Source organism: Uliginosibacterium sp. 31-12, assembly GCF_030548425.1.
Taxonomy (GTDB): domain Bacteria; phylum Pseudomonadota; class Gammaproteobacteria; order Burkholderiales; family Rhodocyclaceae; genus Uliginosibacterium; species Uliginosibacterium aquaticum.
Genome location: NZ_JAUOOA010000003.1, coordinates 158,998 through 182,335, shown reverse-complemented (window position 1 = coordinate 182,335; position 23,338 = coordinate 158,998). Strand labels below are relative to the sequence as shown.

The following is a 23,338-nucleotide window of genomic DNA, read 5'->3' as shown; positions in this document are numbered from 1 at the left end:
GCTCACCGGGAGGCTGTTTCGTCGGCGCTGAAGCCACCGCCGAGCGATTTGTAGAGTTGTACCAGGGCGTTGGCTTCGTCGCCTTGCGCGCTGGCTTGTGCATCGAGCACCGAGAGCGCGGTGCGCTGGGTGTCCTGCAGGGTGCTGTAGTCGATCAGGCCGGCTGCGTAGCGATAGCTGGCGAGCTTTTCGGCGAGTTGGGCCGATTCGGCGGCGCTGCGCAGGCTGGCGAGGCGGCGGCGGGTGTTGGCCAGGGCCACGAGGGCGTTTTCCACCTCGGCCAGGGCCTGCGCCACGCTCTTCTCGTAGGCGATCAGGGCCTGCTCCTGCAGCGCGCTCTGGATCTCGATGTTGCGGCGCAGGCGGCCGCCTTCGAAGATCGGCGTGGTGAGCCCGGCCAGCAGGCTGCTGGTGGCCGCTTCGGGGCGCAGCAAGCTATCTGTGCTGAGCGCTGCGACGCCGATGCTGCCGGTCAGCTTCAGGCTTGGGTAGAGGGCGGCGGTTGCGACTCCGATGTTGGCGGTGGCCGCAGCGAGCCGGCGTTCGGCGCTGCGCAGGTCGGCACGCTGGCGGATCGTCTCGGTGGGCAGGCTGAGGCCCAGCGCGGGCGGGGTGGCCGGCATGGCGGCGGGGGCGGCGACGCGTGCGGCGATCTCGGCGCGCGGGCGGCCGGTGAGCACGGCCAGCGCGTTGAGATCGGCTTCCAGCGTGGTTTCCAGTGGCGGGATGCGCGCCCGGGCCTGCTCCAGGGTGCTGGCGGACTGGACCTTGTCCAGCTCGGTGACCAGCCCGGCCTGATGGCGCCAGCCGACGAGCTCATCGCTGGCGACGAGGCTAGCCAGATTGTCGCGGGCGATCATGAGGCGGGTCTGCTGGGTGCGCAGGTCGAGATAGGTGCGAGCCACTTCGGCAGCAAGCGAAACCTGGGCGTCATGTACGCCGGCCTCGGCCGCCGCGGCCGTGGCCTCGGTCGCTTCGATACTGCGCCGGGTGCCGCCGAAGAGATCGATTTCCCAGCTGGCGTCGAAACCGATGCTGTAGCTGTCCGCCGCCACGCCGCTGCCGGCTGACTCGCTGCGCCGGGCATTGATCGTGTTGCCCACACTGGGCAGGCGTGCGGCTGCGGCTACGCCGGTGCGGGCGCGGGCTTCGCGAAGTTTGGCCTGGGCGGAGCGCAGATCGGGCGCACCCTCAAGCGCTGTGGCGATGAGGGCGTTCAGCGCCGGGTCATTGAACTGGCGCCACCAGCCGGCCAGGGCGGCCGGCCCGATGGTGGCCGGCGCGTTCCAGTTGGGCGGAACGGCCGGGTCCGGCGTCTGATAGTCGGGCCCCACCGAGATGCAGGCGGCGAGCAGGCCGCACAGGGGGGCAAGGGCAAGGGAGCGGATGCGCATGCGGCTAGCTTAGCGGAACTTTGTGGCGGCATGCCTGTGACGCGCGCCGCCCGCAAACGTTCAGCGCCGTGCCGGCTTCTGTGCGCGCTCGGCGAGTTGCTTGCGCTGCTCCGGAGTGAGGATCTGTTGTGCCTTGTGGCCTGTTTCAGCCATGGCTAGCGCCAGTTCCGCATTCTTCTTGCCGATCTCGCTGGCAATTGCCGAGGCCCGCTCGGGCGTGTAGTTGCCATCGATCACCAGCTTGTGCAGGGCCTGGCGCGCTTCGCGCAGAGCCTCGCGCTTGTCCTGGGTGGCCGTGCGCTGTTCCTGCATCAGGGCGCGCAGCTTGTCGCGCTGCTCGCTGCTGAGCTTCAGATCGCGCAGGGCGCCCATGAAATCATGGCCCTGCTCCATGCCGTGATGGCCGCGATGCGACATACCTCCGTGCGGTGCCGGGCGGGCCGCCGGGGCCGATTGCGTTGCTTCCTGTGCCTGGGCGGAGAAGGGCAGCGCCAGCGCCAGGGCGCTGACACAGAGGAAGCGGCGAATGATCTGATCGTGCTGCGACATGAGGCTCTCCTTGCGTCGGGATAGGGTGAATGGAGTGTGCGCGTGCGCTTGGTTAAGCTGGGTGAGGGCTCCGTAAATTAAGGTTAAGGAGCTGTAAGCAGACTTGGCGGGAGGGGGCGCAGTCGTATCATGCAAGCCTGTTTTGTAAGGAATATGGGATGAACAAGGTCCTGCTGGTCGATGACGACACCGAGCTGTGCGCATTGCAGGCGGAATATTTGCGCGCAGAAGGTTTCGAAGTGGCGGTGGAGCACGACGGCGAGCGCGGTGCGGTGGCGGCGCTCTCCGGCACCCATGCCATTGTGGTGCTGGACGTGATGATGCCGCGCGTGAATGGGGTCGAGGCGCTGCGCCGCATCCGTCAGTCGAGCAGCATTCCGGTGATCATGTTGACCGCGCGGGGTGACGATATCGACCGCGTGCTGGGCCTCGAACTCGGGGCCGACGATTACGTGCCCAAGCCCTGTACGCCACGTGAGCTGGTGGCGCGCATCCGCGCCATCCTGCGGCGTGCCGAGGGCAGCGGACGAGTGCGCGAATCGCATGCGCCGCTGAGCGTGGGCGTTTTGAGCCTGAGCCCGGAGCAGCGTCGCGCTGAATGGGCGGGGCAGGCGCTGGATCTGACCAGTACCGAGTTCGGCCTGCTTGAAGTGCTGGCGCGCCAGGCCGGTAGCCCGGTGAGCAAGAATGATCTGTCCGAGAAGGCGCTCGGCCGGCCACTCGCACGCTATGACCGAAGCATCGATGTGCATGTGAGCAATCTACGCAGCAAGCTCGGCGTGCTGGCAGATGGCCGCTCGCCGATCCAGACCGTGCGCGGCGTCGGTTATCAGTACATCCTCGAGCTGTGAGCATGGGACGCCTGTTCTGGAAAATCTTCGCTGGCTTCTGGCTGACCCTGCTGCTCACCGTGCTGGTGGTGACGGCCGCCCTGGTGATCCGCGAGGAAGCTCGCCGTAGCGAAGAGAGTGTGTTGGCGGCTGGCCCGCGCAGCAGCATCGCCCTGCGCATGGCGTGGACCACGGCGCGGCATGGTGGTGAAGCTGGCCTGCGTTCGCTACTCACGAACTGGCCCGAATATGAAGGGGATCCACCGCTGGTCGTGAATGCGGCGGGAGGGGAGTTTCTGGGCCGTGAAGTACCGGCCGAAGTGTTGCAGATCGCGCGTGAGCGCTACGCCGAGTGGAACCAGTTGCGCGATAGCGAGCGCGGCGGTGAATGGCGCAAGCGCAGTGTGCGGGCCTGGCAGGATGCGGCGGGCGAAGAGTGGCTGATGTTCTTCCCGCAGACCGCTGCCCGGGCGCCGGAACGCAGCGCTTCCATCAGCATCGGGCGTATCGAGGCGCCGGCCTTGCTGGCGCTGGCCGCCTTGCTGGCAAGCCTGGCGGTGAGTGCAGTGCTGGCGCGCCACTTCTCGCAGCCGATCCGCAAGCTGCAGGATGCTTTCCTGGCTGCCTCGAAGGGCGAGCTGGGGGTGCGTGTGGCGCAGGTGATGGGCCGCCGGCGCGACGAGATTGGCGAGCTGGGGCGCGAGTTCGATGGCATGGCGCAGCAACTGCAGCAGCTCGTCGGTTCGCAGCAGCGCCTGCTACACGATGTGTCGCATGAGTTGCGCTCACCGCTGGCGCGCCTGCAGGTGGCCGTGGGCCTGGCACGACAGAGGCCGGCGCAGGCGGAGGCCGCGCTGGCGCGCATCGAGCGCGAGGCTGAGCGGTTGGACATGCTGGTCGGCGAGATCCTGACCCTGGCCCGCCTCGAAGGCCAGACGCCGCAGCGCGGCGAGGACTATGTGGACATCGTTGAGCTGCTCGACAGCGTGGTCGAGGATGCGCGCTTTGAAGCCGAAGGCAGCGAGCGGCGGGTGGTGTTCACCACCGGCGTGGAGGGTGAGCTGGTGATTCGCGCACGCGGCGAGCTCCTGCACCGTGCGGTAGATAATGTGCTGCGCAATGCCTTGCGGCATTCCCCGTCGCAGTCCGTGGTGGAGCTCAATCTCAGCCGCGATGTGGCCAGCCGGGCGCTGCACATCACCATCGCCGATGCTGGCCCCGGTGTGCCGGAGGCCGAGCTGGCGGTGATCTTCGAGCCCTTCCATCGCGGTGAAACCACCAGTGGCAGTGGTTATGGGCTTGGCCTGGCGATTGCGCGCCGTGCAGTGGAGGCTCACGGTGGCCGCATGTGGGCGCACAACCGTGCCAGTGGCGGGCTGGAAGTGCATATTGAGCTGCCGCCGGCTGCTGCGCTGTGAGCAGATGCGCCGCCGGGCGCATAATCCGCAGCATTCCCCGCAGCGGAGCTCGTCATGGAAACAGTCGTCGTCATCGGTGCCAGCAACAACCCCGAGCGCTACTCCAACAAGGCCATCAAAATGCTCCTGGAGTACGGTCATCAGCCGATTCCGGTGGCGCCGGCGCTGCGTGAGGTGGAGGGCATCGCCGCGTTTGCCTCGCCGACCGAGGTGCTGGGGCCGGTCGACACGGTGACCCTGTATGTCGGCCCCGCGCGTCAGGCAGACCTGCTTGATGGCATCGTGGCGTTGCAGCCGCGCAGGGTGATCTTCAATCCCGGGACCGAGAATGCGCAGGCCTATGCCCGCCTCGATGCGGCGGGGATCGAGCATCTGGAGGCCTGCACCCTGGTACTGCTGCGCACCAAGCAGTTCTGAGTCAGGGCCGGGCTGCTCTGCTGCCTGCAAGCTGCTCGTGAATAGACTTTGGTGCCCGCCGGTTGCGGCTGGGTTTGCAGGATTTGAGACGCTTTTACCTGTGCCGGCAGCAGGCTTACGCAGCGAATAGCCAGAATGCGGCGTCTGCTTCTCAAGGCCCTCTGCCATGCGCCTGCCCTGCCTTTTCCTGTGTCTTTCCTTGTCCTTGCTGGCGGCCTGCGCTGGCCGCCCGCCCGCGCCGAATGCGGCGGCCATGCCACAGCGCCAGCGCAGCGCAGGCTACGAGCCGGACCAGTTCCATGCAGTGCAACTGAGTCGTGGCGCGCTGACGATTGGCGACGAGCATGTTGAACTGGTTCTGCGTGTGCCCGGTCAGCCTGGGCGCCAGCCCCTGTTGGTGTATCTGGCAGGCCTCGGCGAGCCGGCCGATGCCGCCAGCAGCCTGCTAGAGGCCTGGGCCCAGGCAGGCTATGCGGTGCTGGCGGTGCAGGGCTCACGCGAAGGGCCGGCGATTTTCAGTGCCACACGAGAGGCTGCTGCCAGTGCGCGCCAGCAGGTGCAGCAGGCCTATGCGGCCGAAGCGCTGAGGCGCCGCCTGAGCCGTCTGGAAACGGTGCTGCAGCAATTGCAGGGCGCGGAGGCGGGCGGCCTGCCGGCTGAGGGCCTGGCGCGGATCGACTTCGGGCGCCTGCTCCTGGTGGGCTTCGATGTGGGGGCGCAGACGGCTCAGGCCGCCGCTGGCGAGCATTGGTCGGGCGTCAAATCGCCGACCCTGGCCGGGCTGCGTGGCGTGGTGCTGCTGAGTCCGCATGCCGAGTTTGGCGGCGAGCCCTTCGCCACGCGCTACGCGGGCATGCGGTTGCCGGTCCTCGCAGTAAGCAGTGCCGAGGATGTGGATGCTTTCGACTTCGTGAACAATCCGCGCCTGCGTCAGCAGGTGTTCAACAACCTGCCGGCAGGTGACAAGTATTCGCTGGATCTGAGCTGGGCCTCGCATGCCGTGATTGGTGGCAGCAGCGAACGGGCGCCCTTGCCGGGCGCCGAGGCGAACACGCGAGGCGCAGGTGGTAATAAGGGTGGGGACGGTGGCGGCAAAGGTGGGCGCGGGCCGTCCGGAGGTGGTGGCCCTGGCGGCGGCATGGGCGGGGGCGGGATGGGTGGGCCGGGCGGAGGTGGTGGCCCTGGTGGTTCGGGTGGCCCCGGCGGTGGTATGGCTGGTGGGCGAGGCGGCCCCGAGGGCGGCGCTGCGGCGCTGCAGCCAGCGGGTCAGACCGAACAGGCCAAGTCCCTGCGTGTGGTGTCGCTGGCCTTCATTGATGCGGTGTTGCGTGAAGATGAGGTGGCGCGCCAGTGGCTCAGCCGCGATGCGAATCGCTGGCTGGCCGAGACCGGCAAGCTGTATCAGCGCTGAGGGCGCTGCTCAGGTCTCGGCCTGCTGGGCGTCCACCTGCTCCAGGCGATAGCCGAAGTTGTAGGTGGGCACGACCCGGAAGCCGTTTTCGGGGCGCAGCTGGAGTTTGTTGCGCACCCGCGAGACGTGGGTGTCCACGGTACGGGTCGGAATGTCCGGGCTGCGGCCCCACACGGCTTCGAGCATGTGGCCGCGCGAGATCAGGCGGCCGACGTTGCGGAACATGAACAAGGCCAGTGCGAACTCTTTCTCGGTCAGCTCGAGCGCTTCGCCCTTCAGACTGATCAGGTTCTGGGCCGGATCGATGCGGTAGGGCGGCAGCTCCAGGATGGCATGCACATCCCGTGGTTTGGCGCGGCGCATTACCGCCTCGATGCGCGAGAGCAGGATGCGCTGGTTCAGCGGCTTGATGATGAAGTCATCGGCGCCCGCAGAGAGGCCGGCCACCACGTCTTCTTCGGCATCGCGCGAAGTCAGGAAAATGGCTGGGGTGGCGTCATTGCGCTCGCTACGCAACCAGCGCAGAAATTCCTCGCCACTCTGATCTGGCACGATCCAGTCCAGCAGATAGAGATCCACGCTTTCGCGTGCGCAGAAGCGCTTGAGATCGGCCGTGAGGCGGAATTCATGGACTTCATGGCCGGCGTTACGCAGGCAACTGGTGACGATGAGCGACTGGGTGGAATCGTCTTCCAGCAAGGCAATACGCATGATCTTCCTGTGCTTTGGGTGGGGTGGGCCGATTCTAGCCCAAGGCTCTCAGTCCGCCACGAAGGGATTGCTCTGGCGCTCTTCACCGAAGCTCGACATCGGGCCGTGACCCGGGATGAAGCGGGTGTCATCACCGAGCGGCCACAGCTTGAGACGGATCGATTCGAGCAGGGCCTGGTGATCGCCGCGTGGAAAATCGGTGCGGCCGATTGAGCCGGCAAACAGCACGTCGCCCACCAGTGCTAGCTGTGCGCTGCGGCTGTAGAGCACGACATGGCCCGGGGTATGGCCAGGGGTGTGAATCACCTCCAGCACTTCCTGGCCGAGGCTGATGCGATCTCCCTCTTCGAGCCAGCGCGTGGGTGTGAAGCCTGCGACCAGCGGGAAGCCGAACATGCGGCATTGCTCGGCGAGATTCTCGATCCAGAAGGCATCCTCGCGCTGCGGGCCTTCGATCGGCAGGGCGAGCCTGGCCGCCAGTTCGGCGCTGCCACCAACGTGATCGAGATGACCATGGGTGAGCAGGATCTTGGTGAGCTTCACGCCGGCGCGCGCTACGGCCGCTTCGATGCGGGCCACGTCGCCACCCGGATCGACCACGGCGGCCTCCATGCTCTGGTCGCACCAGATCAGGCTGCAGTTCTGCTGGAAGGGGGTAACGGAGATGATCTGGTACTGGAGGGACATGTCAGGGCAGCCTAGCGCGGGCGGGTCTGGTTGAGATCGAATTCGATGGTCTTGGCGACCTGGGCACCTTGGGCTAGGGCGCTGAGTACATTGGGGAAGGCTGGATTGCCGACGTCGCCCGCCACGTAGAGACCGGGGGTACTGGTGCGGCCGAGCGCATCGCCGCACAGGTAGCCACGTTCGTCTTTCAGCGGCGGGGCAATTTCGGCGGCCAGGATGCCGTCGAGGAAGGCGGTGTTCGGTGCATAGCCGGCGAGCAGGTGTACGCGATCGACTTCCAGCTGCCATTGGCCTGCGGCACCTTCGAGCGAGGCGAGCAGGCCGCCGGGCGAGGGCTGCAGGGCGGTGAGGCGGGCATCTGCATGCAGGGCACAGTGCCCCGCAGCTTGCAGGCGCTCGATGAAGCGGGCCTGGGCACGGAACTGGTTGCGCGCCACCACGGTGACGCTGGCACCGGCATCGAGTGCGAGGGCGGCGTTTTCCAGGGCGTTGTCGCCGCCGCCGATGACCAGCAGGCGCTTGCCGGCCAGCATCGAGAGGCGCGTGAAGCAGTGCGGGCCGTAGCGCAGGCGGCCCGGATCACACTGGCCAAAACCGGGCAGGCCGATGAGGATTTCGCGGCCGCGGAAGCGGGTGCCGGTGGCCAGCACGATGGCATCTGCCTCGACGCTGCTGATGCCTTGCGGGGTTTCGAGGCTCAGCTGAAACTGGCCATGAGCATCGCGGGCAAGCCGGGTCGGACGGCATTCCAGCAGCAGCGGGATGGCCAGACTCTCGATGTGCTCGGTGAAGCGGGCGGCCATTTCGAGTCCGCTCAGGCCGCGCTGGCCCAGCACCCAGTTGTTGTTGAGGAAGTTCAGCAGCATTGCGCCGCCGGGTGATTTTTCGGTGTCGACCAGCGTCGCTTCAAGGCCCAGGTTGTGCAGCCACAGCGCACAGGACATGCCGGCCGGGCCGGCGCCGATCACGCAAACGCGGGGCGAGAAGGCGGCAGGCATGGCTCAGCTTTCCCAGGTGACGTGGGTGTTGTCGCGCCGGGCGTATTCCAGCATCGTCAGCAGCGGCGCGGCGCGGCGCGCGAAGCTGACGTTCTGCTCGCGTTCGCGCTGGACCTGTTGTTCGACGGCGTCACGCCCCCAGTTGTCGGCTTCGGGTGGCGGTGGATTGTCGGTCTTGTCCTGCTCAATCGCGGTGCGCAGGGCGGCGATGGCGGCGGGCAACTGTTCCTGGGTGACGATGCCCTTGGCGTCCTGTGGGTCTTTGCCAAGGATGGCAAGCATCTGGCGCCCGACATTGCCGAACATGATTACATCGCCATCGGCGCGGGACTTGAAGGTGATCAGCACGACTCTCTCCTGTGGCAGCGCAGCATCCAGCCTCGCAATGTAGCCGATTGGGTGCAAGGCGCCCAGCGTTCAGGCACGAGCCTCAGTCGCAGCGGCCACTGGGCTGGTCGATCAGTACCGGCCAGATGTACTTGAACACCTCCGGGCTGCTGCAGCGCGCGGCGCAGGCCGAGTAGGAGATCGTGAGTTGCGGGCCCTGATCCCAGATGCGTACGGTGCAGCCGTCAGCATGGCGCAGCTCGATGGCCGGGCTGCGGGCGGTCTGGCGGAAGCCGGCGTTGTCGAAATTGCAGTAACCGCTGGCGAGCGGTACTTCGATGCTGGTGGCGAGGCGGCGGACCTCGCTGTTGGCAATGTCGACCTGGGTCGAGCCCTTGTAGCCGGTTTCATTGCGGAAGGAGCAGCGGTGGCTGATGTTGATCGGCTTGCCTCCCTGGCGGACCTGCGCATTGAGCTTGCTGCGATCGACCTTGCCAAGCAGGCTGCCGGGCTTGGCGCGTGGCAGGCTGGGAGCGGCGGTGGCGGCCGCGGGCGGCGCGCTTGCCGCCGGGGCGGGCGCGAGCGCTTCAGGCTCGGTGGCGGGGGGCGTGCTGGTGCAGGCAGCGAGCAACAGCAGGGCCGGCAGGAGGCGGTGCGCAGTCATGCCGGCAAGGCTAGCGAATGTGGCGGACAAGGTCAGCGGCCTGTCCGATGGTCGGGGGGAATGCCTGCCCGGCAGGCAGGCTTCAGTCGCAGCGGCCGCTCGGCATGTCGATCAGTACCGGCCAGATCTTCCTGAAGTTCTGCGGTTGGGTACAGCGGGCCTCGCAATGGGTGTAGGAGATCGTCAGCTGCTGGCCCTGGGTCCATAGTCTGGCTGTGCAACCATCCGGATGGAGCAGTTCGATGGACGGACTGGAACGGGTCTGGCGAAAACCGGGGCCTTCGAAATTGCAGCGACCGCCGTCGTGGGGCAATTCGATAGCGGTGGCCAGGCTCAGGACCCGATTGTCCTCAATCTCGATCCGGTTCGAGCCCTTGTAGCCGGTTTCGTCGTGAAAGCTACAGCTGTTGCGGTAGCTCAGGCTGTGGCTGGCGCTGCGAAGTTGCTCCTGCATGCGGCCCTGATCAATCTGGCGCGAGAGCTTGCCGCCACCGGCCGCACAGGCTGCGAGCAGCAGCGCAGCCAGCACGATCAGCGGGCAACGCATCAATGCCTTCTGAAGCCTGCCAGCAGCAGGCCGGCACCGATGAAGAGGCTGCCGAAGCCGCGATTGAGCCAGCGGATGTGGCCCGGATCGCGCAGGGCGCTGAGTACCCGGGCGGCGAGCAGGGTGTAGCCGCTCATGACGACCAGATCGGTGAACACCAGGGTGGCGGCACAGATGGCGTATTGCGGCCATTGCGCCAACTGCGGATCAATGAACTGCGGCAGCACGGCGAGCATGAAAACGATGCCCTTGGGATTGCTGGCATTGATCAGGAAGGCGCGCAGGAAGAGCTGGCCAGGTGTGTCGCGCGCATCTTTGGCGTCGGGGGTGAGGGGCGCGTCCGGTGCGCGCCATTGCTGCACGCCCAGCCAGATCAGATAAGCCACCCCGGCCCATTTGATGGCCATGAACAGCGTCTGCGAGGCCGCCAGCAAGGCGCCGAGACCGGCTGCGCAGATCAGCATGATCAGCACGATGCCCATCTGCAGGCCGAAGATGTTCCACAGGGCGCGGCGATAGCCTACGCGCTGGCCGGCTGCCATGCAGGAGACGGCTCCGGGGCCGGGCGAGAGGCTGATCAGCCAGGCGGCAACGAAGAAGGTGAGCCAGGTATCGAGCGGCATGAGAGTGAGATGCGAGTCGGCGAAGGGGGCAGTCTAGCGCTCTGCAGGCACAGAGAGAACCGCTAGCCGGCGTTCCTTGGAAGCCGTTCCCGCTCTTACTGCGAGGCCGCTCATTGATAACGGAGAGGGCTCATGCACGGCTCGGAATCCTCATTGATCAACATAAACTCCGGTTCCTGTGCGGCGCTTCCCCACGGTTTGCTTTGCACAGCAAACCGGCTGCGGCAGCGCAGAGCAGGCGCTGCTAAACCCAGCCTTGCCCCTGCTGACGGCCTCTCGCTAGAGATTGTGAACAGCTTCTTACAGGCGCAGGCCCTTGGCGATGAAGTTGTGGCCCTTGGGGTTGTGCATGTGTTCCAGCACGATGCGTGCGCGCTCCGATTCGGAGAGTCCCCAGGCCTGTGGTTCGGTTGGCACTTCGAGCTTGTAGAGCAATTCGCACAGGCGGGCGACGGGATCGGTTTCGCTCGGCCCGTAGATGCGACTGAGCACGGCATCACGCTCCGCGCTGTTGTTCTGCGCCTGCTGCCACACCCAGGGCAGTGACCAGGAACTGGCCAGACCGTGCGGGGTGCCCTGCTTGATGGTCAGTGGGTAGGACAGGGCGTGGGCCAGTGCGGTGCGGGTCTGGGCCAGGCACAGGCCGGCTTGCCATGCCGCACGGGCGATCATGATGCGGGCCTTGATATGGCCCTGGAAGTGCCAGGCGATCGGCAACTTGGCGATCAGAGTGCGCGCCGCTTCAACGGCGAGCAGATCGGTCATCGGTGTGGCATTCACGTTCCAGATCGCCTCGAGCGCGTGCGACAGCGCATCCAGTCCTGAGTTGCGCATCACCAGTTTGGGCAGGCTCAGTGTCAGCTCCGGGTCGATCAGGGCCGTCTCGGCATATATGCGCGACTGGTGCAGGGTGAATTTCGTCGGGTTGGCGTCGCGCGTATCCCACAGCACCGAGAAGGGCGTGACTTCGCTGCCGCTGCCGGCGGTGGTGGGCACGGCGATCAGGCGCAGGCGCTTGACTACCGGTGTGCTGCGCGTGATCAGGTCGAAGAAGTGGCCGGACTCAGGCAGGCACAGCAAGGCCTTGGCATAGTCGATAACGCTGCCACCGCCGACGGCCACCACCAGCTCTACGCGTCGTTCGCGCCAGATGCGCTCATGGGCCTGCTGTACATCCTTGAGCTCGGGGCGGCTGGGCACCTCGTCGATGAGATCCACCAGGCGATCACCGAGCAGGCCCTTCAGGCGTGCCAGTAAGCCGATTTCGCGGGCACTCTTGAACGTGACCAGCAGCACGCGGCGTTTGCCGACCAGCTCCGGCAGATGCTCCAGACTGCCCGGTCCGAAGATCGTGCGGACCGGGTTGTAGTGCTGGAAGTCGAAGCCGGTTTCGTGCGGCATCTACTCAGGCTTGTGGCCGCTGTAGATGCCAGTCGGTGGCTTGTTGCAGCTGGTAGGCTACGTTCAGCAGGCGCGCTTCACCGAAGTAATTGCCAATCAGCTGCAGGCCGACCGGCAGTTTCTCGGCTGAGAAACCGGCCGGGGTGGACAGCGCCGGCAGGCCGGCGAGGTTCACCGCGATGGTGTAAATGTCCGCCAGATACATCTGCACCGGATCGTCGGCCATCTGGCCAATGCCCCAGGCAGCAGTCGGCGCCACCGGGCCGGCGATGATGTCGCACTGGCTCAGGGCCTGCTTGAAATCCTCGGCGATCAGGCGGCGCAGCTGCTGGGCCTTGATGTAGTAGGCGTCGTAGTAACCGTGCGAGAGCACATAGGTTCCGACCAGAATGCGCCGCTGTACTTCCTTGCCGAAGCCTTCCGAACGGCTCTTGGCGTACATCTCGGCCAGATCCTTGTACTCGCTGGCGCGGTGGCCGTAGCGCACCCCATCGAAACGCGACAGGTTGCTCGACGCCTCGGCCGGCGCGATCACGTAGTAGGCGGGAATCGCCAGATGGGTGTTGGGCAGGCTGACTTCGACCGTGCTGGCGCCGAGCTTGCGCAATTCAGCCAGCGCGTTTTCGATGGCGGCGCGCACGTCAGCGGCGAGGCCTTCACCGAAGTATTCCTGCGGCAGGCCGATCTTCAGGCCGGCCAGCGGCTGGTTCAGCTCGGCGCTGTAGTCGTCCTTGGCGCGTTCCAGACTGGTCGAGTCGCGCGAATCGAACCCCGCCATGTGGTTCAGCAGCAGGGCGCAGTCTTCGGCGGTGTGGGCCATCGGGCCGCCCTGATCGAGCGAGCTGGCGTAGGCCACCATGCCGTAGCGCGAGACCGTGCCGTAAGTGGGCTTGATGCCGGTGACGCCGCACAGGCCTGCGGGCTGACGGATCGAGCCGCCGGTGTCGGTGCCGGTGGCGGCCGGGATCATGCCGGCTGCCACGGCAGCAGCCGAGCCGCCGGAGGAGCCGCCCGGCACGCGGGTCAGGTTCCAGGGGTTCTTCACCGCACCGTAAGCCGAGTTCTCGTTGGTCGAGCCCATCGCGAATTCGTCGCAGTTGGTCTTGCCCAGACTCACCACGCCGGCTGCCTTGAGCTGGCTGACGACATGCGCATCGTAGGGGCTGACGAAGTTGGCGAGCATCTTCGAGCCGCAGGTGGTGAGCACGCCTTCGGTGCAGAAGATGTCCTTGTGCGCGATCGGCAAGCCGGCCAGCGGGCCCGCGGTGCCGGCGGCAATCGCCGCGTCGGCGGCGTCGGCGGCGGCCAGCGCACCAGCATGGTCGACGGTGATGAAGGCGTTGATCGCGGCGTTCTGCGCCTCGATGCGGGCGAGGTAATCCGTCACCAGCTCGCGGCTGGAGATTTTCTTGCTGGCAAGCTGGGCTTGCAGGGACTTGAGGGTCTGGAGGCTCATTTTGCGTCGACGTAGCCCAAGCCGATCTCGACATGGTCGATCAGGGCGTGGATGAACTTGATGTGGATTTCCTGGATGCGGTCGGCGTAGCCGAAGTGCGGCACGATGATCTCGGCGTCGGCCAGCCCCTTCATCTTGCCGCCGTCCTTGCCCATCAGCAGGATGACCTGCATGCCGCGCGCCTTGGCGGCCTTGGCAGCAGCGAGGATGTTGGCGGAATTGCCAGAAGTGGAAATGCCGAAGAAGACGTCGCCAGCGCGGCCAAGGGCCTCGACCTGACGGCTGAAGATGAACTCGAAGCCGTAGTCGTTGCCCACGCAGGTGATGTGCGAGGGGTCTGAAATGGCCAGCGCGCCGAGTGCCGGGCGGTTGTCGCGGTAACGGCCGGAGAGCTCTTCGGCGAAGTGCATGGCGTCGCAATGCGAGCCGCCATTGCCGGCCGAGAGAATCTTGCCTCCGGCCTTGAGGCAGGCCACGAGGATGTCGCCGGCCTTGTCCACCTCATTGAGCAGGGCCTGGTCGGCGAGAACACGGGTCAGCAGTTCCTGACCTTCTTGCAGATGCTGGAGAAGACGGCTCATGACTTCCTCACTCGATGACTTTGGGGACGAGATAGAGGCCGGCTTCGGCCTCGGGGGCGACAGCCTGGTAGGCGGCGCGGCGGTCGGTTTCGCTGATGGCGTCCGGGCGCAGGCGCTGGACAACATCCTGCGGGTGCGACATTGGGGCGACGCCGGTGGTGTCCACGGCCTGCATCGCTTCGATGAGGCCGAAAATTCCGTTCAGCTTGGCCTGGGTGGCCGTGGCGTCAGCGGGGCTGAGTTCGATGTGGGCGAGTCGGGCGATACGCTCGACCTGTTCCAGCGAGAGAGACATGTTTCGGGGCCTCTGGGGATCAAGTCCACCGTCAGGCGGACACATTGGAAACAACGGGATAGGGTAACATACGCGGTTTCTCACGGTCCGGGTTTGCGCACGGCGCGCCATGCCCGTCACACAGAGGTAGCTCTCCCCATGTTCGGACTCCTGCGTTCCTATTTTTCCAACGACCTGGCCATCGACCTTGGCACGGCCAATACCCTGATCTACGTGCGTGGCAAGGGCATCGTGCTGGACGAGCCCTCGGTGGTGGCGATCCGTACTGAAGGCGGCCCGAACGCCAAGAAGACGATCCAGGCTGTTGGCCACTCGGCCAAGCAGATGCTGGGCAAGACGCCGGGCAACATTACGGCGATTCGCCCGATGAAGGATGGCGTGATCGCCGACTTCACCGTGACCGAGCAGATGCTCAAGCAGTTCATCAAGAAGGTGCACGATTCGCGCCTCTTCTCACCCTCGCCCCGCATCATCATCTGCGTGCCCTGTGGTTCGACCCAGGTCGAGCGCCGTGCGATCCGTGAGTCCGCACTGGGCGCTGGCGCTTCGCAGGTCTACCTGATTGAGGAGCCGATGGCTGCTGCCATTGGTGCTGACCTGCCGGTGGCGGATGCCACCGGTTCGATGGTGGTGGACGTCGGCGGCGGCACCACAGAAGTGGGCGTGATCTCGCTGGGCGGCATGGTGTATGCCGGCTCGGTGCGCGTGGGTGGCGACAAGTTCGACGAAGCCATCGTCAATTACATCCGTCGAAACTACGGCATGCTGATCGGCGAAACCACCGCCGAATCGATCAAGAAAACCATCGGCTCGGCGTTCCCGGGGTCCGAAGTGAAGGAAATGGAAGTCAAGGGCCGCAATCTGGCCGAAGGCATTCCGCGTTCCTTCACGATCTCGTCCAACGAAATCCTCGAAGCGTTGACCGACCCGCTGAATTCCATCGTCTCGGCAGTGAAAATCGGCCTTGAACAGACTCCGCCGGAGCTGGGTGCTGACATCGCTGAGCGCGGCATGGTGCTCACCGGTGGCGGCGCGCTGCTGCGCGATCTGGATCGCCTGCTGATGGAAGAGACCGGCCTGCCGGTGATCGTGGCCGAAGACCCGCTGACCTGCGTGGTGCGCGGCTCGGGTCTGGCGCTGGAAAAGATGGACAAGCTCGGTTCGATCTTCGCTTCCGAGTGATTTGCAAGGTGAGGCAGAACAGCTTCCCATGGAACGCGCCGCAAGGCGCGTTGTCTTGTCTTCTGCCTTGCCCCTCTACCGCCCTCTATCGCTGAGTCATGGTCACCGGCCACCAGACCCCTCCCTTCTTCAAGCGTGGCCTGCCCTTGCCGGCCCGGGCGACGATCTTCCTGTCGATCAGCCTGTCCCTGCTGGTGGCTGACCTGCGTCTGAACTATCTGGAAACGCTGCGTCAGGCGCTCACCGTGCTGAGCTATCCGCTGCAGATCGCGGCGGCGACGCCGGCCGAGTTCGTCAGCAATACGGCGACTTACTTTTCCGGGCTGGCCAGCCTGAAGCGCGAGAACCTGCGCCTGCAGGCTCAGCAGCTGGCGATGGCCGAGAAGCTGCTGTTTGCTGAGCAACTGCAGCAGGAGAATGCCACGCTGCGCGGTCTGCTGAAGGTGAATCGCGCCATCGGCCTGCGCACGATTGCGGCTGAAATCGTGTTTTCTGCGCGCGATCCGTTCTCGCGCAAGGTGATTCTCGACAAAGGCAGCCTGCAGGACATTGAGCCCGGCTCGCCGGTGGTCGATCCGCAAGGCCTGATCGGCCAGGTGACGCGCGTTTTCCCCCTGCATGCCGAGGTCACCCTGCTTTCCGACAAGGAACAGGCCATTCCGGTGATCGTCGAGCGCAGTGGCCTGCGCGCGGTGATGTTTGGCAGTGGCAACGGTTTGCTGGAGCTGAAGTTCCTCGCCGCGAATGCGGAGGTCAAACCGGGCGACCGCATCCTGACTTCCGGGCTGGATGGCCTGTTTGCGCCGGGCCTGCCGGTCGCCACGGTGCTCAAGGTGACGCGTGACAGTGCCGAGTCGTTTGCCCGCATCCTGTGCAAACCGATTGCCAGCGTGGAGCGCAGCGGCGCCGTGCTGGTGCTGTCGCGGACCGATCCGGCGCCGCAGCGGCCGGCGGATGATCGCGACGAGGCTTCGCGCCGCGCCTCGGCGGGACGTATCCGCAACCGGGTGAGCCAGGCCTTCCCTGAGCCCGTCGCGGCAGACTCGGCCCCGGCGGCCAGTGCTTCCGCGCCGCAGGCTGCGACGATGGCACCGCAGGCAGCGGCCTCGGCACCGACGCCCGCCCCCCTGGCCAGCGCGCCGGCCGCCAGTGCTCCTGTGGCGGTCCAGAGCACACCCAGAGCGGCGGCCAGCAACCCCGCACCGAAGGGAGATTGAGGCATGCTGCCGAATCACCGCTCCTCCCGCCTGCTCCTGCCTGTGCGCATGGGCTTCGTATGGTTCAGCCTGCTGGTGGCCCTGGTGCTCAGCTGCATCCCGGTTGGCCGGGTTCAGGCCATGCCGGATTTCGTGGCCCTGGTGCTGGCCTTCTGGTGCATCCGTGAGCCGCACCGGATCGGCATGGGGGCCGGCTTCTGCCTCGGTCTGCTGGTTGATGTGGCGCATGGCTCAGTGATGGGCCAGCATGCTACGGCCTACATCCTGCTGGCCTGGGCGGCCCAGGCCAATTCGCGCCGTCTGCTGTGGTTCTCACCTTCCACCCAGACCCTGCACATGGTGCCGCTGTTCCTGATGGTGCAAGTGGTGATGCTGGTGCTGCGCATGCTGGCGGGCGGGCGTTTTCCGGGCTGGGAGTACTTCTTCACCTGTTTCACCACGGCCGTGCTGTGGCTGCCGGCCTACTATCTGCTGCTCTTGCCGCAGATGCGGCCGATTGATCGCGATGAGAATCGCCCCCTGTAGGGCTTTGAGCGTCGGAATACGGGCCTAGGCTCGCGCCCCGCCCGCTTCCCCGCTCACTGCTCCTGACTCCCGACACCATGGAATTCAAGGCCCCCGAACAGGAACTCTCCCGCTTCCGCGCCCGCGTGGCGGCTGCGGCTGCCTTCGTGCTGCTGGGCTTCGGGCTGATCGTTGCGCGCTATGTGTATCTGCAGGTGCTGCGCTACGACTATTACGCCACCCGCGCTGAGGAGAACCGCATCTCCTTGCTGCCGATCGTGCCCAATCGCGGGCTGATCACGGATCGCAATGGCGTGGTGTTGGCCCGCAACTACTCGGCCTACACCCTCGAAATCACGCCCTCCAAGGTGCATAACCTGGATGACACGATCGACGAGCTGGCCGAGTTCATCGACATCCAGCCCAAGGACCGGCGGCGCTTCCGCAAGCTGCTCGAAGAGAGCAAGAACTTCGAATCCCTGCCGATCCGTACCCGCCTGACGGATGAAGAGGTTGCCCGGTTCATCGCCCGCCGCTACAAGTTCCCGGGGGTGGACATCAAGGCGCGGCTGTTCCGCCAATATCCTTTCGGCGAACTGGCTTCGCACGCCATCGGCTATATCGGTCGGATCAACCAGAAGGAAATGGCGAAGATCGAGGACGACGAAGACCTCGCCGCCAATTACCGGGGTACCGAACACATCGGCAAGACCGGGCTGGAGCAGAGCTACGAGAAGGAGCTGCACGGCGTGACCGGCTTCGAGCAGGTCGAGGTGGACGCTTCCGGCCGGGCCGTTCGCTCCCTGGCACGCACCCCGCCAGTGCCCGGCAACAATCTGCAGCTGACCATGGATTCCGAACTGCAGCGGATTGCCGAACAGGCTTTCGGCAACCGCCGCGGTTCGCTGGTGGCCATCGAACCCGGCACCGGCGGCGTGCTGGCCCTGGTGTCCACGCCGCGTTTCGATCCCAACCTGTTTGTTGACGGCATCACGCCGGATAACTGGGATGTGCTCAATACCTCGCTGGATCGCCCGATGATCAACCGGGCGCTCAACGGCGCCTATCCGCCTGGTTCCACCTTCAAGCCCTTCATGGCGCTGGCCGCACTCGAAACCGGCAAGCGCACGCCGCACCAGGCCATCTCGGACCCGGGCTATTTCGTGTTCGGCAACAACACCTTCCGCGATGACAAGGTCGGCGGCCACGGCATGGTCGACATGATCAAATCCATCATCGTCAGCTGCGACACCTATTACTACCTGCTGGCCAACGACATGGGGATCGACCTGATCTCCGATTTCATGGGCAAGCTGGGGCTGGGCAGTCGTACCGGCATCGATATTGATGGCGAGTCCACTGGCGTGCTGCCTTCCCAGGCTTGGAAAAAGAAGCGTTTCAAGAAGCCCGAGCAGCAGAAGTGGTATGCCGGCGAAACCATCTCGATCGGCATCGGCCAGGGCTACAACGCCTACACCCCGCTGCAGCTTGCGCACGCCACCGCCACGATTGCGGCGGGCGGCGTGATGTACAAGCCGCACATCGTGAAATACGTGGTGGATGCCCAGAACGGCGCGAAACGCGTGATCGAACCGACTCCGCTGGCCGATCTGGGCTTCAAGCCTGAGAACGTAGAGGTCATCCGCAAGGGCATGGTCGGCGTGATCACCAGTGGTACTGGCGCCCGCGCCTTTGCCGGAGCGAAGTACCAGGCAGCTGGCAAGACCGGTACGGCCCAGGTCTTCTCGCTCAAGGGCGCCAAGTACAAGGAAAGCGATACGCACGAGCGCCTGCGGGACCACGCCTTGTTCATCGCTTACGCCCCTGCCGACAATCCCAAGATTGCACTGGCGGTGCTGGTCGAAAACGGCGGTTTTGGCGCCGCCGCTGCCGCACCGATCGCCCGCCAGGTGCTGGACTACTATCTGCTGGGCATCAAGCCGGCAGGTGCGGCACCGGAAGACCCGGATGCCGACCCGGAGCATGCCCATGATTAACCTCGCCGACATCCGCCTTGGTGCCTTGCGCCTGGTGCGGCCGATCGACCCCTTCCTGCTTGTCATCACGGCTGCCATCGTTGCTGTGGCCACCCTGATGCTCGGCAGCTCCTCGCCGGAGCGCATGAACGCCCACCTGATCAACGTGGGGGTGGGGGTGGCGGTGATGTGGGCGATGGCCAGTCAGCCACCGCAGCGCCTGCACAGCTTCGCCCTGCCGCTGTATGTGGTAGGGGTACTGCTGTTGATCGGTGTGGCCCTGTTTGGCGATGTTTCAAAGGGCGCGCGACGCTGGCTTAATCTGGGCGTAATGCGCATCCAGCCCTCCGAACTGATGAAGATCGCCATGCCGCTGATGTTGGCTTGGTACTTCCAGAAACGTGAAGGCAGCCTGAAGGTCCGCGACTTCTTCGTCGCCACCCTGCTACTGATGGCTCCTGTTGGCCTGATCCTCAAGCAGCCGGATCTGGGCACTTCGCTGCTGGTGCTGGGCGCGGGTTTCTTCGTGATTTTCTTTGCCGGCCTGTCCTGGAAGCTGATCATTCCGGTGGCTGTGCTGGGTACCGCGGCGATCATTGCCATCATCAGCTATGAATCCCAGATCTGCGCACCCGAGGTGGCCTGGCCCGGTCTGCATGATTACCAGAAACACCGCGTGTGCACCCTGCTCGATCCTTCATCGGATCCGCTTGGCAAGGGGTTTCACACTATCCAATCCACCATCGCGGTGGGCTCCGGTGGTCTCGTCGGCAAGGGCTGGCGCCAGGGCACCCAGACCCATCTGGATTTCTTGCCCGAACGCCATACCGACTTCGTGCTGGCCGTGATCTCGGAAGAGTTCGGCCTGGCCGGTGTGCTCCTGATCGTGGTGCTCTACTGCCTGCTGATCGGGCGCGGCCTGATGATTGCCGCCAATGCCGCCACCCTCTTTGGACGCCTGCTGGCAGGTTCGATCACCATGATTTTCTTCACCTATGCTTTTGTGAACATGGGCATGGTGGCCGGTATCCTGCCTGTGGTCGGGGTGCCCCTGCCCATGGTGAGCTACGGAGGCACCGCACTGGTGACCCTGTGCCTGGGCGTGGGAATCCTGATGAGCGTGCAGCAGCATCGCCGTCGGCGCTGAAGCCGGGGCGGGCAGGAGATATCCGATGCATTCCTTTCATTCCGTGAATCTGCTCGTCGTTCTCGCCATGCTGCTGCTCGCAGCCTGCGCCAGCACCCCTTACGAGGAGAGCACGTCGCCGCGTCCGGCTCCGGTACAGAAGCCGGTTGCCGTGCCTGCCAAGCCGGCGCCTTCCTCTCCCGTCCTTACCCGGAAAGGTGGTGGTTTTTACAAGGATGACGGTCCCGGCGAAGACGTGCCGCCCAATCTCGACGAGATCCCGGATGCGGTGCCGCGCCGTGAGCCGATACGCCCCGCCAATGCCCGTACCTATGAAGCACTGGGCCAGACCTTCAAACCGATGCAGACCCTCGGCCCCTTCAGCCAGACCGGTGTCGGCAGCTGGTACGGCAAGAAGTTTCATGGTGCGAAGACCAGCAGTGGCGAGCGCTACGACATGTACGCGATGAGTGCCGCCCATCCCACTTTGCCACTGCCCAGCTATGCGCGTGTGACCAATCTCGAGAACGGCCGCAGTGTGGTGGTGCGAGTCAATGATCGCGGCCCATTCCTGCACAGCCGCATCATCGATCTCTCTTATACCGCTGCCTACAAGCTCGGCTATGTGAGCAAGGGCAGCGCCCGCCTGCAGGTGGATGCCATCACCGCAGAAGAAATCGACAGCGGCGTGTATGCCCGGACTCCTGTCTCGCCACCGGCGCAGGTCGCGAGTGCTGCGCCTGCGGAAGCGCCGTCCCGGCCCGTGATTGAGCCGGCCACGCCGGATCCGCTTGAAGCCCTGGCCACCGCGGTGCCGGCCGTCGAGCCCGCCGCGCCTGCGCCGCTGGTGGCCAGCGGCGTCTTCCTGCAGCTTGGCGCCTTTGCCTCCAGTGCCAATGCTGACGGGTTCCGCGACTATGTGAAGAATGAACTCAAATGGCTGGGGCAGGACGTCAGCACCCACCTCGTCGGCGACAAGTACCGCCTGCGAGTCGGCCCCTTCAACGATGCCGCCGAGGCTCGTCGTGTTGCCGACCGGATTGCCGCCGCCATCCGCATCAAGCCCTTCGTCGTGCAGTAAGCGCTTGAAAAAGCAGCCTCATCCCCCATCTGCCTGAAATGACTGAAACCCGCCAGAGCCTCCTCGAATTCCCTTGCGACTTTCCGCTCAAGATCATGGGCGCGCGCCACGATGAATTCGCCCAGACCATTGCCGCCGTGGTGCTTCGCCATGCGCCGGACTTCAACCCGGCCACCATGGAGATGCGTCCCAGCAAGGCTGGCAACTACCTGTCGCTGACCTGCACCATCCGCGCCACCTCTCAGCTGCAGCTCGATGATCTGTACCGCGAACTCTCTTCGCACCCGATGGTGAAGGTGGTTCTGTAATGGAGGCTGCGTCCTGCGTCGTCCGCGAGTTGGGCGTCGTCGGCTATGCAGAAACATTTGAAGCTCAGAAGCGCTTCACTGCCGAGCGCGGGCCGGATACCCCGGACGAGCTGTGGCTGCTGCAGCATGAGCCAGTCTACACCCTTGGCTTGGCTGGCAAGCCCGAGCACCTGCTGATTCCGAGTGAAGTGCCGGTGGTGAAGATCGACCGCGGTGGTCAGATCACCTATCACGGCCCAGGCCAGGCGGTGATCTATCTGCTGATCGACTTGGCCCGACGCAACCTCAAGGTGCGTGAGCAGGTCAGCCTGATGGAGCAGGCCATGCTCGACGTGCTGGGCAGCTATGGCATCGTCGCCTCCCGCCGCGAGGGCGCGCCTGGTGTGTATGTGCGGGAAGCCAAGATTGGCGCACTGGGCCTCAAGATCTCGCGCGGCTGCAGCTATCACGGCCTGTCGCTGAACGTGGATCTGGACTTGGCCCCCTTCCTGCGAATCAACCCTTGTGGCTACGAGGGGCTCGCCAGCACCAGCCTTAAAGAGCAAGGTGTCACTGTCAGCACTGACGCAGTGCTGGCACAATTGGCGGCTCGCCTGAGTGAATTACTCGACCGTGACTACCCCCGCACGGCATAGAACAGAAAGACCCGACCCGATGAGCAGCGAAGCCTCCAAGAAACTCCGTGGCGCCGACAAGACCGCACGCATCCCGATCAAGATCGTGCCGGCTGAAAAGCTGCGCAAGCCCGACTGGATCCGTATCAAGCTCGGCACAGCCGAGGAGACCGCGCGCTTTAACGAGATCAAGGACACCCTGCGCGATCACAAGCTGCACACTGTGTGCGAGGAAGCCTCCTGCCCCAATATCCACGAATGTTTCGGCAAGGGCACGGCCACCTTCATGATCATGGGCGACATCTGTACGCGCCGCTGCCCCTTCTGCGACGTGGGCCACGGCCGCCCCGAGCCGCTCAATGCGGATGAGCCGAAAGAGCTGGCCAAGACCATCGCCGCGATGCGCCTGAAGTACGTAGTGATCACCTCGGTGGATCGCGACGATCTGCGCGATGGCGGAGCGAAGCACTTCGTTGAATGCATTCAGGCCACCCGTGAGGCTAGCCCGCGCACCCAGATCGAAGTGCTGGTGCCGGATTTTCGTGGCCGCATGGAAGTCGCGCTGGAGATCTTCAAGAATGCGCCGCCGGACGTCATGAATCACAACATGGAAACCGTGCCGCGCCTTTACAAGGCAGCGCGTCCCGGTGCCGACTACGCCTACTCGCTCAAGCTGCTGAAAGAGTTCAAGCTCATGCATCCGGGCGTGCCGACCAAGAGTGGCCTGATGGTGGGCCTGGGCGAAACCGACGAGGAAATTCTCGAAGTGATGCGTGACATGCGCGCCCATGATGTCGAGATGCTCACCATCGGTCAGTATCTGCAGCCCTCTGGCGGCCATTTGCCAGTGCTGCGCTATGTGCCGCCGGAGACCTTCAAGATGTTCGAGACCGAGGCGCTCAAGATGGGCTTCAAGAATGCAGCCTGTGGTCCGATGGTGCGTTCGAGCTACTGGGCAGACCAGCAGGCGCATGGCGCCGGTGTGGTGGATGAGGCCAGCCTGCAGCGCAGCTGAGCCCGG

At 65.1% G+C, this 23,338-nt stretch carries 26 protein-coding genes; 13 read left to right on the top strand and 13 right to left on the bottom strand.

The features are described 5' to 3' along the window. Positions 1 to 2 precede the first annotated feature (2 nt). Together Q3Y64_RS07960 and Q3Y64_RS07955 are read right to left on the bottom strand one after the other, a co-directional pair. Positions 3 to 1,394 (bottom strand): efflux transporter outer membrane subunit, encoded by a 1,392-nt coding sequence (locus Q3Y64_RS07960; protein WP_303560770.1) that lies wholly within the window; start codon positions 1,392 to 1,394, stop codon positions 3 to 5. A gap of 60 nt (positions 1,395 to 1,454) precedes the next feature. After that, positions 1,455 to 1,943 (bottom strand): Spy/CpxP family protein refolding chaperone, encoded by a 489-nt coding sequence (locus Q3Y64_RS07955; protein ID WP_303560768.1) that lies wholly within the window; start codon positions 1,941 to 1,943, stop codon positions 1,455 to 1,457. A 158-nt stretch (positions 1,944 to 2,101) separates the two neighbouring features. Here Q3Y64_RS07955 and Q3Y64_RS07950 point away from each other — a divergent pair, with 158 nt between their 5' ends. From Q3Y64_RS07950 to Q3Y64_RS07935, 4 genes are all read left to right on the top strand, one after another. Beyond that, positions 2,102 to 2,794, top strand: a complete 693-nt coding sequence (locus tag Q3Y64_RS07950; protein ID WP_101942026.1) for a response regulator — start codon at positions 2,102 to 2,104, stop codon at positions 2,792 to 2,794. Between the two features lie 2 nt (positions 2,795 to 2,796). Beyond that, the gene (locus tag Q3Y64_RS07945; RefSeq protein WP_101942025.1) at positions 2,797 to 4,191 is read left to right on the top strand and encodes an ATP-binding protein; all 1,395 of its coding nucleotides are present in this window, start codon (positions 2,797 to 2,799) and stop codon (positions 4,189 to 4,191) included. A gap of 54 nt (positions 4,192 to 4,245) precedes the next feature. After that, a complete protein-coding gene (locus tag Q3Y64_RS07940) occupies positions 4,246 to 4,608 on the top strand; it encodes a CoA-binding protein (protein ID WP_101942024.1) in 363 nt (120 codons plus the stop codon). A 166-nt stretch (positions 4,609 to 4,774) separates the two neighbouring features. Then, a complete protein-coding gene (locus tag Q3Y64_RS07935; protein ID WP_143707380.1) occupies positions 4,775 to 6,019 on the top strand; it encodes a hypothetical protein in 1,245 nt (414 codons plus the stop codon). Positions 6,020 to 6,028: 9 nt separating this feature from the next. On the opposite strand, the gene Q3Y64_RS07930 is transcribed toward Q3Y64_RS07935, so the two are convergent. From Q3Y64_RS07930 to gatC, 11 genes are all read right to left on the bottom strand, one after another. Then, positions 6,029 to 6,730: a response regulator transcription factor gene (locus tag Q3Y64_RS07930; protein ID WP_303560764.1), complete on the bottom strand. Its 702-nt coding sequence runs from the start codon at positions 6,728 to 6,730 to the stop codon at positions 6,029 to 6,031. Between the two features lie 48 nt (positions 6,731 to 6,778). Further along, positions 6,779 to 7,417, bottom strand: coding sequence for an MBL fold metallo-hydrolase (locus Q3Y64_RS07925; protein WP_101942020.1), 639 nt, complete (start codon positions 7,415 to 7,417; stop codon positions 6,779 to 6,781). 11 nt (positions 7,418 to 7,428) lie between these two features. Further along, positions 7,429 to 8,415 carry an NAD(P)/FAD-dependent oxidoreductase gene (locus Q3Y64_RS07920; RefSeq protein WP_303560761.1) on the bottom strand — a complete coding sequence of 329 codons (987 nt, stop codon included), beginning with the start codon at positions 8,413 to 8,415 and terminating at the stop codon, positions 7,429 to 7,431. 3 nt (positions 8,416 to 8,418) lie between these two features. After that, positions 8,419 to 8,763, bottom strand: coding sequence for a DUF1840 domain-containing protein (locus Q3Y64_RS07915; protein WP_101942018.1), 345 nt, complete (start codon positions 8,761 to 8,763; stop codon positions 8,419 to 8,421). An 82-nt stretch (positions 8,764 to 8,845) separates the two neighbouring features. Further along, a complete protein-coding gene (locus Q3Y64_RS07910; protein ID WP_303560759.1) occupies positions 8,846 to 9,406 on the bottom strand; it encodes a hypothetical protein in 561 nt (186 codons plus the stop codon). A gap of 82 nt (positions 9,407 to 9,488) precedes the next feature. Continuing rightward, on the bottom strand, positions 9,489 to 9,953 hold the full coding sequence (locus Q3Y64_RS07905; RefSeq protein WP_101942016.1) for a hypothetical protein: 465 nt from the start codon (positions 9,951 to 9,953) through the stop codon (positions 9,489 to 9,491). After that, positions 9,953 to 10,576, bottom strand: a complete 624-nt coding sequence (locus Q3Y64_RS07900) for a LysE family transporter (protein ID WP_303560756.1) — start codon at positions 10,574 to 10,576, stop codon at positions 9,953 to 9,955. The genes Q3Y64_RS07905 and Q3Y64_RS07900 overlap by 1 nt, the downstream gene beginning before the upstream one ends. Before the next feature lie 300 nt (positions 10,577 to 10,876). Next, on the bottom strand, positions 10,877 to 11,977 hold the full coding sequence (locus tag Q3Y64_RS07895) for a phosphonoacetaldehyde reductase (protein WP_303560754.1): 1,101 nt from the start codon (positions 11,975 to 11,977) through the stop codon (positions 10,877 to 10,879). Between the two features lie 4 nt (positions 11,978 to 11,981). Continuing rightward, positions 11,982 to 13,433: an Asp-tRNA(Asn)/Glu-tRNA(Gln) amidotransferase subunit GatA gene (gene gatA, locus Q3Y64_RS07890; protein WP_303560751.1), complete on the bottom strand. Its 1,452-nt coding sequence runs from the start codon at positions 13,431 to 13,433 to the stop codon at positions 11,982 to 11,984. After that, on the bottom strand, positions 13,430 to 14,014 hold the full coding sequence (gene lpcA / locus Q3Y64_RS07885; protein ID WP_101942012.1) for a D-sedoheptulose 7-phosphate isomerase: 585 nt from the start codon (positions 14,012 to 14,014) through the stop codon (positions 13,430 to 13,432). The genes gatA and lpcA overlap by 4 nt, the downstream gene beginning before the upstream one ends. 7 nt (positions 14,015 to 14,021) lie before the next feature. Next, positions 14,022 to 14,309 carry an Asp-tRNA(Asn)/Glu-tRNA(Gln) amidotransferase subunit GatC gene (gatC, locus tag Q3Y64_RS07880; RefSeq protein ID WP_101942011.1) on the bottom strand — a complete coding sequence of 96 codons (288 nt, stop codon included), beginning with the start codon at positions 14,307 to 14,309 and terminating at the stop codon, positions 14,022 to 14,024. Between the two features lie 138 nt (positions 14,310 to 14,447). Here gatC and Q3Y64_RS07875 point away from each other — a divergent pair, with 138 nt between their 5' ends. From Q3Y64_RS07875 to lipA, 9 genes are all read left to right on the top strand, one after another. Next, positions 14,448 to 15,491, top strand: coding sequence for a rod shape-determining protein (locus tag Q3Y64_RS07875; protein WP_101942010.1), 1,044 nt, complete (start codon positions 14,448 to 14,450; stop codon positions 15,489 to 15,491). Between the two features lie 98 nt (positions 15,492 to 15,589). Further along, the gene (mreC, locus tag Q3Y64_RS07870; RefSeq protein WP_368506645.1) at positions 15,590 to 16,708 is read left to right on the top strand and encodes a rod shape-determining protein MreC; all 1,119 of its coding nucleotides are present in this window, start codon (positions 15,590 to 15,592) and stop codon (positions 16,706 to 16,708) included. Positions 16,709 to 16,711: 3 nt separating this feature from the next. Further along, the gene (gene mreD / locus Q3Y64_RS07865; protein ID WP_101942008.1) at positions 16,712 to 17,233 is read left to right on the top strand and encodes a rod shape-determining protein MreD; all 522 of its coding nucleotides are present in this window, start codon (positions 16,712 to 16,714) and stop codon (positions 17,231 to 17,233) included. A gap of 77 nt (positions 17,234 to 17,310) precedes the next feature. Next, positions 17,311 to 19,209 carry a penicillin-binding protein 2 gene (mrdA, locus tag Q3Y64_RS07860; RefSeq protein ID WP_101942007.1) on the top strand — a complete coding sequence of 633 codons (1,899 nt, stop codon included), beginning with the start codon at positions 17,311 to 17,313 and terminating at the stop codon, positions 19,207 to 19,209. Continuing rightward, positions 19,202 to 20,335, top strand: a complete 1,134-nt coding sequence (rodA, locus tag Q3Y64_RS07855; RefSeq protein ID WP_101942006.1) for a rod shape-determining protein RodA — start codon at positions 19,202 to 19,204, stop codon at positions 20,333 to 20,335. Before mrdA ends, rodA begins: the two co-directional genes overlap by 8 nt. 25 nt (positions 20,336 to 20,360) lie before the next feature. Further along, positions 20,361 to 21,395, top strand: a complete 1,035-nt coding sequence (locus Q3Y64_RS07850) for a septal ring lytic transglycosylase RlpA family protein (RefSeq protein ID WP_303560744.1) — start codon at positions 20,361 to 20,363, stop codon at positions 21,393 to 21,395. Positions 21,396 to 21,433: 38 nt separating this feature from the next. Beyond that, a complete protein-coding gene (locus Q3Y64_RS07845; RefSeq protein WP_101942004.1) occupies positions 21,434 to 21,703 on the top strand; it encodes a YbeD family protein in 270 nt (89 codons plus the stop codon). Next, positions 21,703 to 22,338, top strand: coding sequence for a lipoyl(octanoyl) transferase LipB (gene lipB / locus Q3Y64_RS07840; protein ID WP_303560742.1), 636 nt, complete (start codon positions 21,703 to 21,705; stop codon positions 22,336 to 22,338). The genes Q3Y64_RS07845 and lipB overlap by 1 nt, the downstream gene beginning before the upstream one ends. 19 nt (positions 22,339 to 22,357) lie before the next feature. Next, on the top strand, positions 22,358 to 23,332 hold the full coding sequence (lipA, locus tag Q3Y64_RS07835) for a lipoyl synthase (RefSeq protein WP_101942002.1): 975 nt from the start codon (positions 22,358 to 22,360) through the stop codon (positions 23,330 to 23,332). The last annotated feature ends 6 nt before the right edge of the window (positions 23,333 to 23,338 follow it).

Excerpts from the sequence above, each read along its gene's own strand:
- Q3Y64_RS07950 (WP_101942026.1), top strand. The coding sequence starts at position 2,102 with ATGAACAAGGTCCTGCTGGTCGATGACGACACCGAGCTGTGCGCATTG.
- gatC (WP_101942011.1), bottom strand. The coding sequence starts at position 14,309 with ATGTCTCTCTCGCTGGAACAGGTCGAGCGTATCGCCCGACTCGCCCAC.
- mreC (WP_368506645.1), top strand. The coding sequence starts at position 15,590 with ATGGTCACCGGCCACCAGACCCCTCCCTTCTTCAAGCGTGGCCTGCCC.
- Q3Y64_RS07850 (WP_303560744.1), top strand. The coding sequence starts at position 20,361 with ATGCATTCCTTTCATTCCGTGAATCTGCTCGTCGTTCTCGCCATGCTG.
- Q3Y64_RS07895 (WP_303560754.1), bottom strand. The coding sequence starts at position 11,977 with ATGCCGCACGAAACCGGCTTCGACTTCCAGCACTACAACCCGGTCCGC.
- gatA (WP_303560751.1), bottom strand. The coding sequence starts at position 13,433 with ATGAGCCTCCAGACCCTCAAGTCCCTGCAAGCCCAGCTTGCCAGCAAG.
- Q3Y64_RS07940 (WP_101942024.1), top strand. The coding sequence starts at position 4,246 with ATGGAAACAGTCGTCGTCATCGGTGCCAGCAACAACCCCGAGCGCTAC.
- rodA (WP_101942006.1), top strand. The coding sequence starts at position 19,202 with ATGATTAACCTCGCCGACATCCGCCTTGGTGCCTTGCGCCTGGTGCGG.
- Q3Y64_RS07945 (WP_101942025.1), top strand. The coding sequence starts at position 2,797 with ATGGGACGCCTGTTCTGGAAAATCTTCGCTGGCTTCTGGCTGACCCTG.
- Q3Y64_RS07900 (WP_303560756.1), bottom strand. The coding sequence starts at position 10,576 with ATGCCGCTCGATACCTGGCTCACCTTCTTCGTTGCCGCCTGGCTGATC.
- mreD (WP_101942008.1), top strand. The coding sequence starts at position 16,712 with ATGCTGCCGAATCACCGCTCCTCCCGCCTGCTCCTGCCTGTGCGCATG.
- Q3Y64_RS07845 (WP_101942004.1), top strand. The coding sequence starts at position 21,434 with ATGACTGAAACCCGCCAGAGCCTCCTCGAATTCCCTTGCGACTTTCCG.
- Q3Y64_RS07925 (WP_101942020.1), bottom strand. The coding sequence starts at position 7,417 with ATGTCCCTCCAGTACCAGATCATCTCCGTTACCCCCTTCCAGCAGAAC.
- Q3Y64_RS07955 (WP_303560768.1), bottom strand. The coding sequence starts at position 1,943 with ATGTCGCAGCACGATCAGATCATTCGCCGCTTCCTCTGTGTCAGCGCC.
- lipB (WP_303560742.1), top strand. The coding sequence starts at position 21,703 with ATGGAGGCTGCGTCCTGCGTCGTCCGCGAGTTGGGCGTCGTCGGCTAT.
- lpcA (WP_101942012.1), bottom strand. The coding sequence starts at position 14,014 with ATGAGCCGTCTTCTCCAGCATCTGCAAGAAGGTCAGGAACTGCTGACC.
- Q3Y64_RS07910 (WP_303560759.1), bottom strand. The coding sequence starts at position 9,406 with ATGACTGCGCACCGCCTCCTGCCGGCCCTGCTGTTGCTCGCTGCCTGC.
- Q3Y64_RS07905 (WP_101942016.1), bottom strand. The coding sequence starts at position 9,953 with ATGCGTTGCCCGCTGATCGTGCTGGCTGCGCTGCTGCTCGCAGCCTGT.
- Q3Y64_RS07960 (WP_303560770.1), bottom strand. The coding sequence starts at position 1,394 with ATGCGCATCCGCTCCCTTGCCCTTGCCCCCCTGTGCGGCCTGCTCGCC.
- Q3Y64_RS07930 (WP_303560764.1), bottom strand. The coding sequence starts at position 6,730 with ATGCGTATTGCCTTGCTGGAAGACGATTCCACCCAGTCGCTCATCGTC.
- Q3Y64_RS07935 (WP_143707380.1), top strand. The coding sequence starts at position 4,775 with ATGCGCCTGCCCTGCCTTTTCCTGTGTCTTTCCTTGTCCTTGCTGGCG.
- Q3Y64_RS07920 (WP_303560761.1), bottom strand. The coding sequence starts at position 8,415 with ATGCCTGCCGCCTTCTCGCCCCGCGTTTGCGTGATCGGCGCCGGCCCG.
- lipA (WP_101942002.1), top strand. The coding sequence starts at position 22,358 with ATGAGCAGCGAAGCCTCCAAGAAACTCCGTGGCGCCGACAAGACCGCA.
- mrdA (WP_101942007.1), top strand. The coding sequence starts at position 17,311 with ATGGAATTCAAGGCCCCCGAACAGGAACTCTCCCGCTTCCGCGCCCGC.
- Q3Y64_RS07875 (WP_101942010.1), top strand. The coding sequence starts at position 14,448 with ATGTTCGGACTCCTGCGTTCCTATTTTTCCAACGACCTGGCCATCGAC.